This is a genomic window from Streptomyces sp. A2-16 (assembly GCF_018128905.1).
Classification (GTDB): Bacteria; Actinomycetota; Actinomycetes; order Streptomycetales; family Streptomycetaceae; genus Streptomyces.
Genome location: NZ_CP063808.1, coordinates 8,495,651 through 8,513,224 on the forward strand (window position 1 = coordinate 8,495,651; position 17,574 = coordinate 8,513,224).

Consider the following 17,574-nt stretch of genomic DNA (forward strand, 5'->3'; position numbering starts at 1 on the left):
CATGGGAAGGCGCCCTGGACGCCGGCCCGTGGGGGGACCGTCGCCAGGGCGCCTTCCGCTTTTCGCTCCGCGGATCGAGCCGGGCTGTTCGTGAAACTTCAGGTCGTCGCCCGGCCACCCGCCGGTGGGGGCTGGTCGCGCAGTTCCCCGCGCCCCTGAAGAAGCAGGTCAGCCCCGGCACCGGCGTCCGTCAGCGCTGCTCCACCGGCACGAAGTCGCGCTCGACGACGCCCGTGTAGATCTGGCGCGGGCGGCCGATGCGGGAACCGGGCTCCTTGATCATCTCGTGCCACTGGGCAATCCAGCCCGGGAGGCGGCCGAGGGCGAACAGGACCGTGAACATCTCGGTCGGGAAGCCCATGGCGCGGTAGATCAGGCCCGTGTAGAAGTCGACGTTCGGGTAGAGGCTGCGCGAGACGAAGTAGTCGTCGGAGAGCGCGTGCTCCTCCAGCTTGAGCGCGATGTCCAGCAGCTCGTCGGACTTGCCGAGGGCCGAGAGGACGTCGTGCGCGGCGGCCTTGATGATCTTCGCGCGCGGGTCGAAGTTCTTGTAGACCCGGTGGCCGAAGCCCATCAGCCGGACGCCGTCCTCCTTGTTCTTCACCTTGCGGATGAAGGAGTCGACGTCACCGCCGGAGGTCTGGATGCCCTCCAGCATCTCCAGGACGGACTGGTTGGCGCCGCCGTGCAGCGGGCCCCACAGCGCGTTGATACCGGCGGAGATCGACGCGAACATGTTCGCCTGGGACGAGCCGACGAGGCGGACCGTCGAGGTCGAACAGTTCTGCTCGTGGTCGGCGTGCAGGATGAGCAGCTTGTCCAGGGCGGCGACCACGACCGGGTCCAGGTCGTACTCCTGGGCGGGGACCGAGAAGGTCATGCGCAGGAAGTTCTCGACGTAACCCAGGTCGTTGCGCGGGTAGACGAACGGGTGACCGATCGACTTCTTGTACGCGTACGCCGCGATCGTCGGAAGCTTGGCGAGCAGGCGGATCGTCGAGAGGTTGCGCTGCTTCTCGTCGAAGGGGTTGTGGCTGTCCTGGTAGAACGTGGACAGCGCGGAGACGACCGACGACAGCATGGCCATCGGGTGGGCGTCGCGCGGGAAGCCCTTGTAGAAGTTCTTGACGTCCTCGTGCAGCAGGGTGTGCTGCGTGATGTCGTTCTTGAAGACCGAGAGCTCGTCGACGGTCGGAAGCTCACCGTTGATCAGGAGGTAGGCGACCTCCAGGAACGTGGAGCGCTCGGCCAGCTGCTCGATCGGGTAGCCGCGGTACCGGAGGATGCCGGCCTCGCCGTCGAGGTAGGTGATGGCGGATTTATAGGCGGCGGTGTTGCCGTAGCCGCTGTCCAGGGTGACCAGACCGGTCTGGGCGCGGAGCTTCCCGATGTCGAAGCCCTTGTCGCCGACGGTGCTGTCGATCACCGGGTAGGTGTACTCGCCATCGCCGTACCGCACTACTACAGAGTTGTCGCTCACGTCATCCCTCACCGACGTTGTGCCTCTTCTTCGAGGTTGCCCTGACTGTCTCTACCATCCCCCATTTGGCGCAGGAGAGTGCACTCGGGGTCGGCCGTTGGGCGTATCAGCGGCACTGAGTGCCGCCAACTTGCTCATCCTGCCCCTCCCCACCCGCTTCCGGAAGGGCTCTGTGACCCACGTGACTCATTTGATCGATCATTTTTTGCGCTGTCTCACCATTGACGCTCGTCACGGACCCGAGAGCCGGAAGTCCAGCGCCGTGCAACGCCGTCCCGCCGAGACCGTGCGCACCGCCTGACCGATCGCCTTGCGCGAACCGACGAGGACGACCAGCTTCTTCGCCCGGGTGACCGCCGTGTACAGCAGGTTCCGCTGGAGCATCATCCAGGCGCTGGTGGTGACGGGGATCACCACGGCGGGATACTCGCTGCCCTGGGAACGGTGGATGGTCACCGCGTACGCGTGGGCCAGTTCGTCCAGCTCGTCGAACTCGTACGGCACCTCCTCGTCCTCGTCCGTCAGCACGGTAAGGCGCTGGTCGACCGGATCGAGCGAGGTGACCACCCCCACCGTGCCGTTGAAGACACCGTTGGTGCCCTTCTCGTAATTGTTGCGAATCTGGGTGACCTTGTCGCCGACCCGGAAGACCCGGCCGCCGAACCGCTTCTCGGCGAGGTCGGGACGGCCCGGCGTGATGGCCTGCTGCAGCAGGCCGTTGAGACTGCCGGCGCCTGCGGGGCCTCGGTGCATGGGCGCGAGCACCTGGACGTCCCGGCGCGGGTCGAGGCCGAATTTGGCCGGAATCCGACGGGCCGCCACATCCACGGTGAGACGGCCGACCTCCTCGGTGTCGTCCTCGACGAAGAGGAAGAAGTCCTTCATGCCGTCGGTGACGGGGTGCTGCCCGGCGTTGATCCGGTGCGCGTTGGTGACGACACCGGACTGCTGGGCCTGCCGGAACACGCGCGTGAGACGCACCGCGGGCACCGGGCCGCCGTCGGCGAGAAGGTCGCGCAGGACCTCTCCGGCACCGACGCTGGGCAGCTGGTCGACGTCCCCGACGAACAGCAGGTGCGCGCCCGGCGGGACGGCCTTCACCAGCTTGTTGGCGAGCAGCAGGTCCAGCATGGAGGCCTCGTCGACGACCACCAGGTCGGCGTCGAGCGGGCGGTCCTTGTCGTAGGCCGCGTCGCCGCCGGGCTTGAGCTCCAGGAGGCGGTGGACGGTGGAGGCGTCGGCGCCGGTGAGTTCGGCCAGGCGCTTGGCGGCGCGCCCGGTAGGGGCGGCGAGGACGACCTTGGCCTTCTTGGCGCGGGCCAGCTCGACGATCGAACGGACGGTGAACGACTTGCCGCAACCGGGGCCGCCGGTGAGGACGGCGACCTTCTGCGTCAGCGCGAGCCTGACGGCGGCCTCCTGCTCAGGCGCCAACTCCACGCCCGTACGGCCCTTCAGCCAGGCCAGCGCCTTGTCCCAGGCCACCTCCCGGAAGGCGGGCATGCGGTCCTGGTCGGTGCGCAGCAGACGCAACAGCTGGGCCGAGAGGGAGAGTTCGGCGCGGTGGAAGGGGACGAGGTAGACGGCGGTGACCTCATGGCCGTCGGGGCCGGGGACCTTCTCGCGTACGACACCGGGCTCCCCCGACTCCTCGTCCGGCTCGGTGAGTTCGGCGAGGCACTCGATGACCAGGCCGGTGTCGACCTGGAGGAGCTTGACCGCGTCGGCGATCAGCTGTTCCTCGGGGAGGAAGCAGTGCCCCTGGTCGGTGGACTGTGAAAGGGCGTACTGGAGGCCCGCCTTGACGCGCTCCGGGCTGTCGTGCGGGATGCCGACGGACTGGGCGATCTTGTCGGCGGTGAGGAAGCCGATGCCCCAGACGTCGGCGGCGAGCCGGTAGGGCCGGTTCTTCACGACGGAGATCGAGGCGTCGCCGTACTTCTTGTAGATGCGCACGGCGATGGAGGTGGACACCTCGACGGTCTGGAGGAAGAGCATGACCTCCTTGATCGCCTTCTGCTCCTCCCAGGCATCGGCGATCTTCTTGGTGCGCTTGGGGCCGAGGCCCGGGACCTCGATGAGGCGCTTCGGCTCCTCCTCGATGATCTTCAGGGTGTCCATGCCGAAGTGCTGGGTGATGCGGTCGGCGAAGACGGGGCCGATGCCCTTGACGAGGCCCGAGCCGAGGTAGCGGCGGATGCCCTGGACGGTGGCGGGCAGGACGGTCGTGTAGTTCTCGACGGTGAACTGCTTGCCGTACTGCGGGTGGGAGCCCCACCGCCCCTCCATCCGCAGGGACTCCCCCACCTGGGCACCGAGCAGCGCGCCGACGACGGTGAGCAGGTCACCGGCGCCCCGGCCGGTGTCGACCCGGGCGACGGTGTAGCCATTGTCCTCGTTGGCGTACGTGATGCGCTCAAGTACGCCTTCGAGTACGGCCAGTCGTCGTTCACCCGTGGAGGCCCCCGCCAGATTGGACATGATCCGACGGTACCGCCCGGCACCGACAGCACCCGGCGGTACGCCGGACCCGGGCGGCCCTCTTCGGTCGGGGCCCCGCGGATCAGGTCGGCCGGGAGCGAGGAGAAGGCGCACTTCGACCCGGATGGGCGAGGGGCGGATGCCGGCACGCCGGTCTGCACGGGCGGGGCCGGACGCCCGCACGCCGGTCCGTCCTGGCACCTACACACGAGTCCGGGTGCGCGACACGACATCACGATCCGGTCTCGGGGTCTTGATTACCGCCGTGTAATCGATTCCAATCCTCCGTACACGGAGTCGTGTAATCGATTCCACAAGTTCCACGAGGAGGTGGAGCGGCGATGGCGAGCATCAAGGACGTCGCTGCCGAGGCGGGGGTCTCCGTCGCCACGGTGTCGCGGGTCCTGAACGACCATCCGTCGGTCAGCGCGGACGCACGCACGCGCGTGCTGGCCGCCGTCGAGGCCCTGGGCTACCGCCCGAACGCCGTCGCCCGCTCCCTGCGCACCGACCAGACCCACACCCTCGGCCTGGTCATCAGCGACGTCATGAACCCCTACTTCACCGAGCTGGCCCGCTCCGTGGAGGAGGAGGCCCGTGCGCTGGGCTACAGCGTGATCATCGGGAACGCCGACGAGCGCCCGGAACTGCAGGACCACCACGTACGGAACCTGCTGGACCGGCGGATCGACGGACTCCTCGTCTCCCCCACCGACGGCGGCTCCCCGCTGATGCTGGACGCCGTACGGGCGGGGACGCCGATGGTGTTCGTGGACCGGTGGATCCCCGGCGTGGCCGTACCGGTCGTCAGGGCCGACGGGCGGGCCGCCGTGCGCGACCTCGTCGCCCATCTGCACGGGCTGGGGCACCGCAGGCTCGCCATCATCGCGGGCCCGGCGGCGACGACCACCGGCCAGGAACGTGTCGTGGCCTTCCGGGAGGCCCTCCAGGCGTACGGCCTCGAACTGCCCGACGCCTACATAGGGCAGGGCGACTTCCAGGCCGAGAGCGGACGGCGGGTCACCGAGGGCTTCCTCGACCTGCCGGAGCCGCCCGAGGTCGTCTTCGCGGCCGACAACCTGATGGCGCTCGGTGCGCTGGACGCCGTACGCGCGCGTGGGCTGCGCGTACCCGAGGACCTCGCCCTGGCCGCGTTCGACGACATCCCGTGGTTCGTGCACACCGATCCGCCGATCACCGCGATCGCCCAGCCCACCGGCGAACTGGGGCGGGCCGCCGTGCGCGCGCTGGTGGACCGCATCGAGGGGCGGCCCCCCGAGTCGGTCACCCTCCCCGCCCGTCTCGTCGTGCGCCGCTCCTGCGGCGAGAACCCGCACGAGAACCCCGTAACGAACAGGAGCGAGTCGTGAGCAACGAGGACGAGTTGCTGCGCATCGAGGGCATACGCAAGTCCTTCCCCGGGGTGGTCGCGCTCGACGGCGTCGACTTCGACCTGCGCCGGGGCGAGGTGCACGTGCTGCTCGGCGAGAACGGCGCCGGCAAGAGCACGCTGATCAAGATGCTGTCGGGCGCCTACCACCCCGACGAGGGCCGCGTTCTGGTGGACGGCGAGGAGGTGCACATCCGCGGGGCGCAGGACGCCGAGCGGCTGGGCATCGCCACCATCTACCAGGAGTTCAACCTCGTCCCCGACCTGACGGTCGCCGAGAACATCTTCCTGGGCCGGCAGCCGCGCCGCCTCGGGATGATCGACCGGAAGACGATGGAGGCCGACGCCGAGGTGCTGCTGAAGCGCGTCGGGGTCAAGGTGTCGCCCCGCGCGCGGGTGCGTGAACTCGGTATCGCCCGGCTCCAGATGGTCGAGATCGCCAAGGCGCTGAGCCTGAACGCGCGCGTGCTGATCATGGACGAGCCGACCGCCGTGCTCACCTCCGAGGAGGTCGACAAGCTCTTCGCGATCGTGCGCACGCTGCGCGAGGACGGGGTCGGGATCGTCTTCATCACCCACCACCTGGAGGAGATCGCCGCCCTGGGCGACCGGGTCACGGTCATCCGGGACGGGAAGTCCGTCGGACAGGTGCCCGCCACCACGCCCGAGGACGAGCTCGTACGCCTCATGGTGGGCCGTTCGATCGAGCAGCAGTACCCGCGGGAACGCGGCGACACCGGGGCGGCCCTGCTGAAGGTCGAGGGGCTCACCCGGGACGGCGTCTTCCACGACATCGGCTTCGAGGTGCACGCCGGTGAGGTGGTCGGCATCGCGGGCCTGGTCGGAGCGGGTCGTACCGAGGTCGTGCGGGCCGTGTTCGGCGCGGACCCGTACGACAGGGGAACCGTGAAGGTCGCCGGGACCGCCCTCAGGGGCCATGACGTGGGCGCCGCCATGGCGGCCGGGATCGGCCTCGTCCCCGAGGACCGCAAGGGCCAGGGCCTGGTGCTCGACCAGAGCGTCGAGGAGAACCTCGGGCTGGTGACCATGCGAACCGCCACGCGCGCGGGGCTCGTCGACCTCAAGGGGCAGCGGGAGGCCGCCGCGCGGATCGCCGAGCAGCTCGGGGTCCGGATGGCGGGCCTGCACCAGCATGTGCGGACGCTCTCCGGCGGCAACCAGCAGAAGGTCGTCATCGGCAAGTGGCTGCTCGCCGACACCAGGGTGCTGATCCTCGACGAGCCCACGCGCGGCATCGACGTCGGCGCCAAGGTCGAGATCTACCAGCTCATCAACGAACTCACCGCGGCCGGTGCCGCCGTCCTCATGATCTCCAGCGATCTGCCCGAGGTGCTCGGCATGAGCGACCGGGTGCTGGTGATGGCGCAGGGCCGGATCGCGGGCGAACTCGACGCCGACGAGGCCACGCAGGACTCCGTGATGGCACTCGCCGTCAGCACGAACACCGTCAAGACCGACAAGGAGGCCCCTCGTGGCCACTGACACGCTCAGGAGCGGAGCGAGCGCGGGTGGCCTGCGCCGTCTCCTGCTCGACAACGGCGCGCTGACCGCGCTGATAGTCCTCGTCATCGCCATGTCGGCGCTGTCCGGCGACTTCCTGACCACCGACAACCTGCTCAACGTCGGCGTCCAGGCGGCCGTGACCGCCATCCTCGCCTTCGGTGTGACCTTCGTGATCGTCTCGGCGGGCATCGACCTGTCGGTCGGCTCGGTGGCGGCCCTGTCGGCCACCGTGCTCGCCTGGAGCGCGACGCAGCACGGAGTACCGGTCTTCATAGCGGTGGTGCTCGCCGTCATCACCGGCATCGCGGCCGGTCTCGTCAACGGCTTCCTGATCGCGTACGGCAAGCTCCCGCCGTTCATCGCGACGCTGGCCATGCTCTCCGTCGCGCGCGGTCTGTCGCTGGTGATCTCCGAGGGCTCCCCGATCGCCTTCCCCGACTCGGTCTCGCACCTCGGTGACACGCTCGGCGGCTGGCTGCCGGTGCCCGTCCTCGTCATGATCGTCATGGGGCTGCTCGCGGCCTTCGTGCTGGGACGGACCTACATCGGCCGCTCCATGTACGCGATCGGCGGCAACGAGGAGGCGGCCCGCCTCTCCGGACTGCGGGTGAAGAAGCAGAAGCTCGCCATCTACGCCTTCTCCGGTGTCTTCGCGGCCGTCGCGGGTGTCGTGCTGGCCGCCCGGCTGTCCTCGGCGCAGCCGCAGGCCGCCGACGGCTACGAGCTGGACGCGATCGCCGCGGTCGTCATCGGCGGCGCCTCGCTCGCGGGCGGCACCGGCAAGGCGTCGGGGACGCTGATCGGCGCGCTGATCCTGGCGGTGCTGCGCAACGGCCTCAACCTGCTGAACGTGTCCGCGTTCTGGCAGCAGGTCGTCATCGGTGTCGTCATCGCGCTGGCCGTGCTCCTCGACACCCTGCGCCGCAAGGCGGGGGCGACCCCGGTGGCCGCGGGCGCCGGCGGGCCGGGCGGCAAGGGGCGCCAGGCGGCGACGTACGGTCTGGCGGCCGTGGTCACCGTGGCGATCGTCGGCGCGACCTCGTTCCTGCACAACGACTCGTCCTCGACGGCGAATCCGAAGGTGGGTCTGTCGCTGTCGACCCTCAACAACCCCTTCTTCGTGCAGATCCGGTCGGGCGCCCAGGCCGAGGCGAAGAGGCTGGGCGTGGACCTGACCGTCACGGACGCCCAGAACGACGCCTCCCAGCAGGCCAACCAGCTGCAGAACTTCACCAGTTCGAACCTCGGCGCGATCATCGTCAACCCGGTGGACTCGGACGCGGCGAGCAACTCGGTGAAGGCCGCCGACAAGGCGAAGATCCCGGTCATCGCGGTCGACCGCGGTGTCAACAACGCGAAGACGGACGCCCTGGTGGCCTCCGACAACATCGCCGGCGGTGAGCTCGCCGCCAAGACCATCGGCGAGAAGCTGGGCGGCAAGGGCAAGATCGTGATCCTGCAGGGCCAGGCCGGTACCTCGGCGGCGCGTGAGCGCGCGCAGGGTTTCGCCCAGGGTCTCAAGGACTACCCGGGCATCCAGGTCGTCGCGCAGCAGCCCGCCGACTTCGACCGCACCAAGGGCCTCGACGTGATGTCGAACCTGCTCCAGGCCCACCCGGACGTCCAGGGCGTCATCGCCGCCAACGACGAGATGGCGCTCGGCGCGATCAAGGCGCTGGGTTCCAAGGCCGGCAAGTCGGTCTCGGTCGTCGGCTTCGACGGCACGCCGGACGGCCTGAACGCGGTGAAGGACGGCACGTTGTACGCGTCTGTCGCACAACAGCCGTCGCAGCTGGGCAAAATCGCGGTGGACAACGCTCTGAAGGCGCTTGAGGGCAAGAACGTCGAGGAGACGATCAAGGTGCCGGTGAAGGTGGTCACGAAGGAGAACGTGGCCGGGTTCACGGGCTGACGACGGCGCACCGGGCGGGCGGTCACTGCGACCGCCCGCCCCGCGTCACTGACTAGGGGAGTCATTCATGTACGACTACGACCTTCTGGTCGTAGGGTCGGCCAACGCCGACCTGGTGATCGGCGTGGAGCGGCGGCCGGGGGCCGGCGAGACGGTGCTCGGCTCGGACCTGGCCGTGCACCCCGGCGGCAAGGGCGCCAACCAGGCGGTGGCGGCGGCCCGGTTGGGCGCCCGTACGGCGTTGCTGGCCCGGGTCGGCGACGACGGGCACGGCCGGCTGCTGCTGGACTCGCAGCGGGCGGCCGGCGTCGACACGGTGGGAGTGCTGGTGGGCGGGGCGCCGACGGGGGTCGCGCTGATCACCGTCGACCCGTCGGGGGACAACAGCATCGTGGTCTCGCCGGGTGCCAACGGGCGCCTGACGCCGGGGGACGTGCGGGCCGCGGTCAGCCTCTTCCACGCCTCCCGGGTGGTGTCGACCCAGCTGGAGATCCCGCTGGAGACGGTCCTGGAGGTCGTACGCAATCTGTCGCCGGACAGCCGGTTCGTGCTGAACCCGTCGCCGCCGCAGCCGTTGCCCACCGAGATCCTCGCGGCCTGCGATCCACTGATCGTCAACGAGCACGAGGCGAAGGTGATCCTCGGGGACGCGTGCGTGAGCGACGTGCCGGAGGACTGGGCGCGGCTGCTGCTCGCGAAGGGGCCGCGGTCGGTGGTGGTGACGCTGGGCGCCGAGGGGTCGCTGGTGGCGTCCTCGGCGGGGGTGACCCGGGTGGCCTCGGTGAAGGTGGACGCCGTGGACACGACGGGTGCCGGTGACGCCTTCACGGCGGCGCTGGCGTTCCGGCTGGGGGCCGGTGCCCAACTGGCGGAGGCGGCCGCGTACGCGTCCCGGGTCGGGGCGGTCGCGGTGACCCGCAAGGGTGCGCAGGACTCCTTCCCGACGTCGGAGGAGGTCGAGGCCCTGTGAAGAAGGCCGGAATACTGAACCGCCATCTCTCCGGCGCGCTCGCCGAGCTGGGCCACGGGGACGGGGTGCTGGTGTGCGACGCCGGGATGCCGATCCCGGACGGGCCGCGCGTGGTCGACCTGGCCTTCCGGGCCGGGGTGCCGTCCTTCGCGGAGGTCCTCGACGGGCTGCTCGCCGAGCTGGTCGTGGAGGGGGGCACGGCGGCGGAGGAGGTCCGCGACGCCAACCCCGCGACCGCGGAGCTGCTGGACGCCCGGCTGCCCGAACTGCACCTCGTCTCCCACGACAAGCTCAAGGAGCTGTCGGCGGGCGCCCGGCTGATCGTGCGCACGGGCGAGGCACGGCCGTACGCGAATGTGCTGCTCAGGTGCGGGGTGTTCTTCTGAGGTCGGAGCCTCAAGGTGTCTGAGGTCGGAGCCTCAAGGTGTCGGGAAGGCGAGTCGCAGGCCGTACGCCTGCTCGGCGCGCCGCAGTGCCGGTACCAGGGCGGCGCGCAATGACCGGATCTCCTCGGCGTGTTCCCTGAGGAACCGCTCACGCGCTTCCCGCCGGACCGGTTCGCGTGCGGCCTCGACCGGGCCCATGCAGGTGGCGTAGGCGCTGCCGAGCGCGCTGTCCACGCGCGCGTAGTCGGCCGCGGGAGCGTTCATCAGGCGGGAGTCGACGAGGGCGAAGAAGGCGTTCTCGTCGCGGACCCGGTAGCCCCGCTCCGCGAGACAGCCGGGCAGGTCGTCCAGGGCGCGAGTCGCCTTCGGGGCGCGGCGCGCGGCGGAGAGTTCACCGAACCACGCCCGCTGCAAGGGCAGGTAGACCTTCCGCACCGCCTGCGCGGCGGCCTCCCCCTCGGCACGGCAGCGGCGGGTCTGCGCGGCGCTGCCCGACCGGGCCGGAGCGGTGCCGGTGGCCGACGTGGGCGCGGGTGCGGGCGGGGGCACTTCGGTGCCGTGTCCGAACCCGTGGCGGCCGAGGAAGTCGAGGTCGGGAAGTTCGGCGTACGAGATGAACGCGAGGGGGGCCTCCTCGGGCAGCCGGATGCCCTCGGTCCGTGCGCAGTCGGCGGCGGCGGTGCGCGCCACCTGCTGTCCGAGGACGTCCAGGCCCTGGGTCCAGCGGCTCTCGGCACCGGTCACCGGGAGCACCATGCGCACCGGGTCCTTCGGCAGGGCGTGGGTGACCCGCGCGGGGGCCGCGGCCGTCGTCGGCGCGGACGGCGCGCTCGGCCCGTGCCCGGACGAGCCGGCCGCCGTGCCGCACGCGGCGGTGATCAAGACGGTGGCCGCGACGGCCGCGGTGCGGGCGAGGCTGGTCCGGTTCACGTCCGTCCTTCCGCCGGCCGGGGTGCCGCGAGGACGCGGCACCCCGGGACCGGGAGTCGGGGTCAGTGGGTGATGGTGACGCTGTCGCCGCCCTCGAGGAGGCTGGCCACGCTGAACGGCGTGTTGTCGTTGACGTCGGTGCACAGCCAGTACGTGGAGTCGTTGATGCTGTGGCTGCCGTCGTAGGCCTGCACGTAGCGCTTGGCGCAGGTGAACCAGGTGCCGTCGGAGCGGCGCAGACGGCCCGCGTAGTAGTCGTAGGTGCGGGACGTGCTGTTGAACGAGTAGGTCAGGTTGAGGTCGCCGCAGGTGCTGGTGGCGGACTTGTTGCGGACGGTGCCCTGGCTCTCGTACTCGCCGGTGGTCAGCGACGAGGCCGTGCAGGCCTGCGGGGCCGCGGACGCGGCGGGGGCGAGCACCAGGCCGGTCGCGGCGGAGACGAACACGAGTGCTCCCGCGACGACGGCCCGGTGGCTGCGTTCTCTGTTCGGCATGTCTGGATCCCCTGTTCCGGTGGGTGGTGGTGCCGCCGGAAACAGTCGCAGCGCGGGCCCCGTTCGAACCACGACCTTCGAACAGTCTCGAAAGTCGCAGGCGGAGCAGCGGAGTTCGTCGCTCCGTCGCGGTGGGTGCGACTGCCGGGGTCGATGAGCCGGACGATGCCTGTGGTGCCGGGCACCGTTGACTAAAAGTCGCTCGGCACCGCCGCCCCGGCGCGCTCGGCCGGGGAGGGGCGGCGCAGCATCGCCGCACCGAGCGGGGTGAGGGTGTGCAGAACGGTGTTCTGGAGGCGCCGGCTCGTGCTCAGGCCGGCGTCGCGCAGCACTGTGGTGTGATGGGCGGCCGTGGCCGGGGACACCCCCAGGAAGCGGGCCAGTTCCGAGGTGGTCATGCCGAGGGCCACCGCCCGCAGCGCGGCGGCCCTGGTTCTGCCCAGCAGTGCGGAGAGAGCGGCCTCGGGCATGGCGGGGGCGGGTGGTCGGGCGCCGTGCACGGGATAGACCAGCACCGGGCGGAGGGTGTCGTCGGCCAGGGCCATCGGCAGCTGCCAGCAGAAGTAGGAGGGGATGAAGCGCAGTCCGCGTCCTTCGAGATACAGGTCACGGTCCTCGACGTAGTCGACGTGCAGCACGGGCGGCCGCCAGCTCATGGCGGGTGAGAGCCTGGCGAGCAGTCCGCCGACGCCCACGTCCAGGGTGGAGCGGGCGAGGATGACACGCTCACCGGCAAGCGCCTCGCACATGCGGTCGTGATGGGGGGCGACGACGGCGTCGTGGTACGCCCGCAGCAGGCGCACCAGTTCGTCCCGGCAGGTGCGTTCCGCGAGTCTGGGTGCCCAGTCGGGGGCGCCGCTGATCCGCTCCAGCAGGTCCATCTCGTGGGCGACGCGGTCGGGCGGGGTGTCGAGGATCGCCGCCAGCCCGCGCTCCAGTCCGTCGGCGGACTCCTCCGGGGTGAGGAAGTCGGGCAGATAACGGGCCCTGGGCAGCACCGGGATGAGCAGTCGGCTCACGGCGGTGCCCAGCCGGGTGCCGGAGAGCGTGGCGCGGGTGCTGCGGTGCCAGTCGGCGAAGGCCCAGCGGCCCTGCGAGGTCTGGAGCCGCTGGAGACTGAAGGTGATCTCCCACAGCGGGTCGGGAGTGCTCGCCACCCGGATGCGGGTCAGGTCATCGGGGGTGAAGTGGATGCGCAGCACGGAACGGTCCCCCAGGATCGTCGGAAGTCGTGCTCGGCAGGGAGCAGCCTGGGGCCTCGGGCGTCACACGGGCAACGTATGGATTCGGTCGCTTCCCTGTGTCACGACCTGTCGCTGCCTGTCACCGCCGGCTCCGCGAAGTCGGTGCGGAAAAAATTCGGTGAGCCCGTACAACCCTCCCCCGACCTCGCGGGTCGTACTTGGCATCAGGACTCTTGGAGGGGGATCTGGGGGGATCGCGGGGGTTCTGATGGGGAGGGGAAACCCGAGGGGGCCCGGTCATCGACCGGGCCCCTTCGAAATGTCCGGCCCGCTTCACCCGGTGTGTGCCACGAACCGTTCCGCCGTCTCCGCGAGGACCTCGCGGCCGTCGCGGGCCCACAGCGCGTCGTTGAACAGCTCGACCTCGATGGCGCCCGTGTAACCGGCCGCCTCGACGTGGCCCTGCCACTCCCGCATGTCGATCGAGCCGTCGCCGATCTGGCCGCGACCGGTGAGGACGCCCTCCGGCAGCGGGGTCGTCCAGTCCGCGAGCTGGAAGGTGTGGATACGGCCGCCGGCGCCCGCGCGGGCGATCTGCGCGGGCGCGTTGTCGTCCCACCAGATGTGGTACGTGTCCACCGTGACGCCGACCTGCTGAGCGGGGAAGCGCTCCGCGAGGTCGAGGGCCTGGGCGAGCGTGGAGACCACGCAGCGGTCGGAGGCGAACATGGGGTGCAGCGGCTCGATGGCGAGCCTCACCCCGTGCTCCTCTGCGTACGGGCTCAGGACCGCCAGGGCGTCCGCGATGCGTTCGCGGGCGCCGTGCAGGTCCTTGGAGCCCGCCGGGAGGCCGCCGGAGACCAGCACCAGGGTGTCGGTGCCGAGGGCGGCGGCCTCGTCGACCGCGCGCCGGTTGTCGTCCAGGGCGGCGGCCCGCTCGTCCGGGTCGATCGCCGTGAAGAACCCGCCACGGCACAGGGTGGTGACCGTCAGGCCCGCGTCGCGGACCAGCTTGGCCGTCTCCTCGACGCCGTACGACTGGACGGGCTCGCGCCACAGACCGACGTTGCCGATGCCCAGATCGCGGCAGGCGTCGACCAGTTCCGGCAGGGACAGCTGCTTGACCGTCATCTGGTTGATGGAGAAGCGGGAGAGGTCGCCGGTCACTGGTTCACCCCGTACAGGGACAGCAGGTTCTTCATGCGCTCCTCGGCCAGCTTCGGGTCCGGGAACAGGCCCAGGCCGTCGGCGAGTTCGTAGGCGCGCGCGAAGTGCGGGAGGGAGCGGGCCGACTGGAGCCCGCCGACCATCGTGAAGTGCGACTGGTGGCCGGACAGCCAGGCGAGGAAGACCACGCCCGTCTTGTAGAAGCGGGTCGGCGCCTGGAAGAGGTGCCGGGACAACTCGACCGTGGGGTCGAGGAGTTCGCGGAAGCCCTTGGCGTCCCCGGTGTCCAGCACCCGGACCGCCTCGGCGGCGAGCGGGCCCAGCGGGTCGAAGATGCCGAGCAGGGCGTGGGAGAAGCCCTGCTCGTCGCCCGCGATCAGCTCGGGGTAGTTGAAGTCGTCGCCGGTGTAGCAGCGCACGCCCTGCGGGAGCCTGCGGCGGATGTCGATCTCGCGCTGCGCCTCCAGGAGCGAGACCTTGATGCCGTCGACCTTGTCCGGGTGGGCGGCGATGACCTCCAGGAAGGTGTCGGTCGCCGCGTCCAGGTCGGACGAGCCCCAGTAGCCCTCCAGGGCCGGGTCGAACATCGGGCCCAGCCAGTGCAGGACGACCGGCTCGGCGGCCTGGCGCAGGAGGTGGCCGTAGACCTCCAGGTAGTCCTCGGGGCCCTTGGCGGCCGCCGCGAGGGCGCGGGAGGCCATCAGGATGGCCCGGGCACCGGACTGCTCGACGAGGGCGAGCTGCTCCTCGTAGGCGGCCCGGACCTCGTCCAGGGTCGCGGGTCCGGTGAGCTGGTCGGTGCCCACTCCGCAGGCGATGAGGCCGCCGACCGACTTGGCCTCGGCGGCGCTGCGCCGGATCAGCTCGGCCGCGCCCGCCCAGTCCAGGCCCATCCCGCGCTGGGCGGTGTCCATCGCCTCGGCGACCCCGAGGCCGTGCGACCACAGGTGTCGGCGGAAGGCGAGGGTGGCGTCCCAGTCGACGGCGGCCGGGGAGTCCGGCGTGGAGTCGGCGAACGGGTCGGCGACGACATGCGCCGCCGAGAAGACCGTACGGGAGGTGAAGGGGGTGCCGGGGGTGGCGGCGAGGGGTTCCTTGCGGGGCTCGTAGGCCCTGAAGCCCCCCTGGAAGTCGGGGAGTCGGATCGTCACAGCTGGATCTCCGGTACGTCGAGACGGCGGCCCTCCGCCGAGGACTTCAGGCCCAGTTCGGCGAGCTGGACACCGCGGGCGCCGGCGAGGAGGTCCCACTGGTAGGGGGCGTCGGCGTAGACGTGCTTGAGGAAGAGCTCCCACTGGGCCTTGAAGCCGTTGTCGAACTCGGCGTTGTCCGGGACCTCCTGCCACTGGTCGCGGAAGACCTCGGTGGCGGGGATGTCCGGGTTCCAGACCGGCTTCGGGGTGGCGGAGCGGTGCTGGACGCGGCAGTTGCGCAGACCGGCGACGGCGGAGCCCTCGGTGCCGTCGACCTGGAACTCGACGAGCTCGTCGCGGTTGACGCGGACGGCCCAGGAGGAGTTGATCTGGGCGATCGCGCCGCCGTCGAGCTCGAAGATGCCGTAGGCGGCGTCGTCGGCGGTGGCGTCGTAGGGCTTGTCGTTCTCGTCCCAGCGCTGCGGGATGTGGGTGGCGGTGAGGGCCTGGACGGTCTTCACACGGCCGAACAGCTCGTGGAGCACGTACTCCCAGTGCGGGAACATGTCGACAACGATGCCACCGCCGTCCTCGGCCCGGTAGTTCCAGCTCGGACGCTGGGCCTGCTGCCAGTCGCCCTCGAAGACCCAGTAGCCGAACTCGCCGCGGATCGAGAGGATCCGGCCGAAGAAGCCGCCGTCGATGAGGCGCTTCAGCTTGAGCAGACCCGGCAGGAAGAGCTTGTCCTGGACGACGCCGTGCTTGATGCCCTTCGCCTCGGCGAGGCGGGCCAGCTCCAGGGCGCCGTCGAGACCGGTGGCGGTGGGCTTCTCGGTGTAGATGTGCTTGCCGGCGGCGATCGCCTTCTTGATGGCCTCCTCGCGCGCGGAGGTCACCTGGGCGTCGAAGTAGATCTCGACGGTCGGGTCGGCGAGGACCGCGTCCACGTCGGTGGAGACGTTCGCCGGGTCCAGGCCGTGCTGCTCGGCGAGGGCCTTCAGCGCGTGCTCACGGCGGCCCACGAGGATCGGCTCGGGCCACAGCACGTTGCCGTCACCGAGGTCGAGGCCGCTCTGCTCGCGGATGGCGAGGATGGAGCGGACGAGGTGCTGGCGGTAGCCCATGCGCCCCGTCACACCGTTCATGGCGATACGCACCGTCTTGCGTGTCACGTCATTCCCTTCACAGGAGTCGTACGCGGTTGTGCGCGCCGCGCACGCCCTACTGATGAGCGTTACAGCAAGCGCTTTCTATTCAAGAAGAAGCTAGCCTCTCAGCAGCGGTCTGGACAAGACCGCGAACGGGGTGAGTTGTTCGAGGGGGCGAACAACTGGGGGTAATGGCCTTAAGGTCGGCTCGGAACCGGGCCCTGGATGCCCGCGTGTACGACGGAGTACGACTGAGATGCGCTGCGGCGCGCGACCGGAGGACGACGAGATGACGGTGACCCTGGCGGACGTGGCGGCCCGCGCCCAGGTCTCCCCCGCGACGGTGTCGCGCGTGCTGAACGGGAACTACCCCGTGGCCGCGTCCACCCGTGAGCGGGTACTGCGGGCCGTGGACGAGCTGGACTACGTGCTGAACGGGCCGGCGAGCTCGCTGGCCGCCGCCACGTCGGATCTCGTCGGGATTCTGGTGAACGACATCGCCGACCCCTTCTTCGGGATCATGGCCGGTGCGATCCAGTCCGAGATCGGCGGGCCGGGCGGGCGGGCGGGCGGCGAGCGGCTCGGGGTCGTCTGCAACACCGGGGGCTCTCCGGAGCGGGAGCTGACGTATCTGACCCTGCTCCAGCGGCAGCGGGCGGCGGCGGTGGTCCTGACGGGCGGGGCGGTGGAGGACGCGCCGCACAAGGCGGCGATGTCGGCGAAGCTGCGGAAGCTGGCGGACGCGGGGACGCGGATCGTGCTGTGCGGGCGGCCGCCGGCGCCGGAGACAGGGGCGTTCGCGCTGACCTTCGACAACCGGGGCGGGGGTCGCGAGCTGACGGAACACCTCATCGGGCTCGGGCACCGCCGCCTCGGGTACATCGCGGGTCCCGAGGAGCGGACGACCACCCGGCACCGGCTGGAGGGACACCGGGCGGCGCTGGAGGCGCACGGGATCGAGGAGGATCCCCGGTGGACGGTCCACGGGCGGTACGACCGGCGGTCCGGGTACGAGGCCACGCTGGAGCTGCTGCGGCGGGACCCGTCGCTGACGGCCGTGGTGGCGGCCAACGACTCCGTCGCGCTGGGGGCGTGCGCGGCCCTGCGGGACTCCGGGCTGCGGATCCCGGAGGACGTGTCCGTCGCCGGGTTCGACGACCTCCCGTTCAGCATCGACGCGGTGCCCGCGCTGACGACCGTGCGGTTGCCGCTGGCCGAGGCGGGGGCCCGCGCGGGCCGCATCGCGATGGGACGCGAGGAGCCGCCGCCGGGAGGGATCGCCACGGTGCGGGGCGAGTTGATGGTTCGGGGGTCCTCGGGGGCACCGCGGGGCTGAGGGGTTGGCCGTGGGCTGAGCTCGGGGGTCGGCGTGGGG

14 protein-coding genes are annotated in these 17,574 nt (G+C 70.7%); 6 read left to right on the plus strand and 8 right to left on the minus strand.

Annotated features, from left to right (window positions below; genetic code table 11):
• Nucleotides 1-190: 190 nt before the first annotated feature.
• The gene (locus IOD14_RS38115; protein WP_123989360.1) at nucleotides 191-1,480 is read right to left on the minus strand and encodes a citrate synthase; all 1,290 of its coding nucleotides are present in this window, start codon (nucleotides 1,478-1,480) and stop codon (nucleotides 191-193) included.
• 231 nt (nucleotides 1,481-1,711) lie between these two features.
• Nucleotides 1,712-3,961: an ATP-dependent RecD-like DNA helicase gene (locus IOD14_RS38120; RefSeq protein WP_123989361.1), complete on the minus strand. Its 2,250-nt coding sequence runs from the start codon at nucleotides 3,959-3,961 to the stop codon at nucleotides 1,712-1,714.
• A 341-nt stretch (nucleotides 3,962-4,302) separates the two neighbouring features.
• Here IOD14_RS38120 and IOD14_RS38125 point away from each other — a divergent pair, with 341 nt between their 5' ends.
• The 5 genes from IOD14_RS38125 (at nucleotide 4,303) to rbsD (ending at nucleotide 10,143) form a co-directional block, all read left to right on the plus strand.
• Nucleotides 4,303-5,331 carry a LacI family DNA-binding transcriptional regulator gene (locus IOD14_RS38125; protein ID WP_123989362.1) on the plus strand — a complete coding sequence of 343 codons (1,029 nt, stop codon included), beginning with the start codon at nucleotides 4,303-4,305 and terminating at the stop codon, nucleotides 5,329-5,331.
• Nucleotides 5,328-6,854, plus strand: a complete 1,527-nt coding sequence (locus IOD14_RS38130) for a sugar ABC transporter ATP-binding protein (protein ID WP_212672695.1) — start codon at nucleotides 5,328-5,330, stop codon at nucleotides 6,852-6,854. The genes IOD14_RS38125 and IOD14_RS38130 overlap by 4 nt, the downstream gene beginning before the upstream one ends.
• Complete coding sequence (locus IOD14_RS38135) at nucleotides 6,844-8,787, plus strand: substrate-binding domain-containing protein (RefSeq protein ID WP_123989364.1); 1,944 nt, start codon at nucleotides 6,844-6,846, stop codon at nucleotides 8,785-8,787. Before IOD14_RS38130 ends, IOD14_RS38135 begins: the two co-directional genes overlap by 11 nt.
• Before the next feature lie 67 nt (nucleotides 8,788-8,854).
• Nucleotides 8,855-9,757: a ribokinase gene (locus tag IOD14_RS38140; RefSeq protein ID WP_212672696.1), complete on the plus strand. Its 903-nt coding sequence runs from the start codon at nucleotides 8,855-8,857 to the stop codon at nucleotides 9,755-9,757.
• A complete protein-coding gene (gene rbsD, locus IOD14_RS38145; RefSeq protein ID WP_123989366.1) occupies nucleotides 9,754-10,143 on the plus strand; it encodes a D-ribose pyranase in 390 nt (129 codons plus the stop codon). The genes IOD14_RS38140 and rbsD overlap by 4 nt, the downstream gene beginning before the upstream one ends.
• A 33-nt stretch (nucleotides 10,144-10,176) precedes the next feature.
• Here the strand turns inward: rbsD and IOD14_RS38150 are convergent, their stop codons facing one another.
• The 6 genes from IOD14_RS38150 to IOD14_RS38175 all read right to left on the minus strand — a co-directional run bounded on the left by IOD14_RS38150 (nucleotide 10,177) and on the right by IOD14_RS38175 (nucleotide 16,223).
• On the minus strand, nucleotides 10,177-11,073 hold the full coding sequence (locus IOD14_RS38150; protein ID WP_212672697.1) for a hypothetical protein: 897 nt from the start codon (nucleotides 11,071-11,073) through the stop codon (nucleotides 10,177-10,179).
• A 62-nt stretch (nucleotides 11,074-11,135) separates the two neighbouring features.
• Nucleotides 11,136-11,567, minus strand: a complete 432-nt coding sequence (locus tag IOD14_RS38155) for a hypothetical protein (RefSeq protein WP_123989368.1) — start codon at nucleotides 11,565-11,567, stop codon at nucleotides 11,136-11,138.
• A 191-nt stretch (nucleotides 11,568-11,758) separates the two neighbouring features.
• The gene (locus tag IOD14_RS38160; protein ID WP_123989369.1) at nucleotides 11,759-12,769 is read right to left on the minus strand and encodes a DUF5937 family protein; all 1,011 of its coding nucleotides are present in this window, start codon (nucleotides 12,767-12,769) and stop codon (nucleotides 11,759-11,761) included.
• 315 nt (nucleotides 12,770-13,084) lie between these two features.
• On the minus strand, nucleotides 13,085-13,882 hold the full coding sequence (locus tag IOD14_RS38165) for a sugar phosphate isomerase/epimerase family protein (RefSeq protein ID WP_212673492.1): 798 nt from the start codon (nucleotides 13,880-13,882) through the stop codon (nucleotides 13,085-13,087).
• A 32-nt stretch (nucleotides 13,883-13,914) separates the two neighbouring features.
• Nucleotides 13,915-15,069: a dihydrodipicolinate synthase family protein gene (locus IOD14_RS38170; protein ID WP_123989370.1), complete on the minus strand. Its 1,155-nt coding sequence runs from the start codon at nucleotides 15,067-15,069 to the stop codon at nucleotides 13,915-13,917.
• A complete protein-coding gene (locus IOD14_RS38175) occupies nucleotides 15,066-16,223 on the minus strand; it encodes a Gfo/Idh/MocA family oxidoreductase (protein ID WP_212672698.1) in 1,158 nt (385 codons plus the stop codon). Before IOD14_RS38175 ends, IOD14_RS38170 begins: the two co-directional genes overlap by 4 nt.
• 265 nt (nucleotides 16,224-16,488) lie before the next feature.
• Between IOD14_RS38175 and IOD14_RS38180 the strand changes: the two genes are divergently transcribed.
• Nucleotides 16,489-17,535, plus strand: a complete 1,047-nt coding sequence (locus IOD14_RS38180; RefSeq protein WP_123989372.1) for a LacI family DNA-binding transcriptional regulator — start codon at nucleotides 16,489-16,491, stop codon at nucleotides 17,533-17,535.
• Nucleotides 17,536-17,574 lie beyond the last annotated feature (39 nt).

What these genes read in the sequence shown, in the direction of transcription:
- IOD14_RS38180 (WP_123989372.1), top strand. Translation starts at nt 16,489, where the DNA reads ATGACGGTGACCCTGGCGGACGTGGCGGCCCGCGCCCAGGTCTCCCCC.
- IOD14_RS38120 (WP_123989361.1), bottom strand. Translation starts at nt 3,961, where the DNA reads ATGTCCAATCTGGCGGGGGCCTCCACGGGTGAACGACGACTGGCCGTA.
- IOD14_RS38155 (WP_123989368.1), bottom strand. Translation starts at nt 11,567, where the DNA reads ATGCCGAACAGAGAACGCAGCCACCGGGCCGTCGTCGCGGGAGCACTC.
- IOD14_RS38165 (WP_212673492.1), bottom strand. Translation starts at nt 13,882, where the DNA reads ATGACGGTCAAGCAGCTGTCCCTGCCGGAACTGGTCGACGCCTGCCGC.
- IOD14_RS38140 (WP_212672696.1), top strand. Translation starts at nt 8,855, where the DNA reads ATGTACGACTACGACCTTCTGGTCGTAGGGTCGGCCAACGCCGACCTG.
- IOD14_RS38125 (WP_123989362.1), top strand. Translation starts at nt 4,303, where the DNA reads ATGGCGAGCATCAAGGACGTCGCTGCCGAGGCGGGGGTCTCCGTCGCC.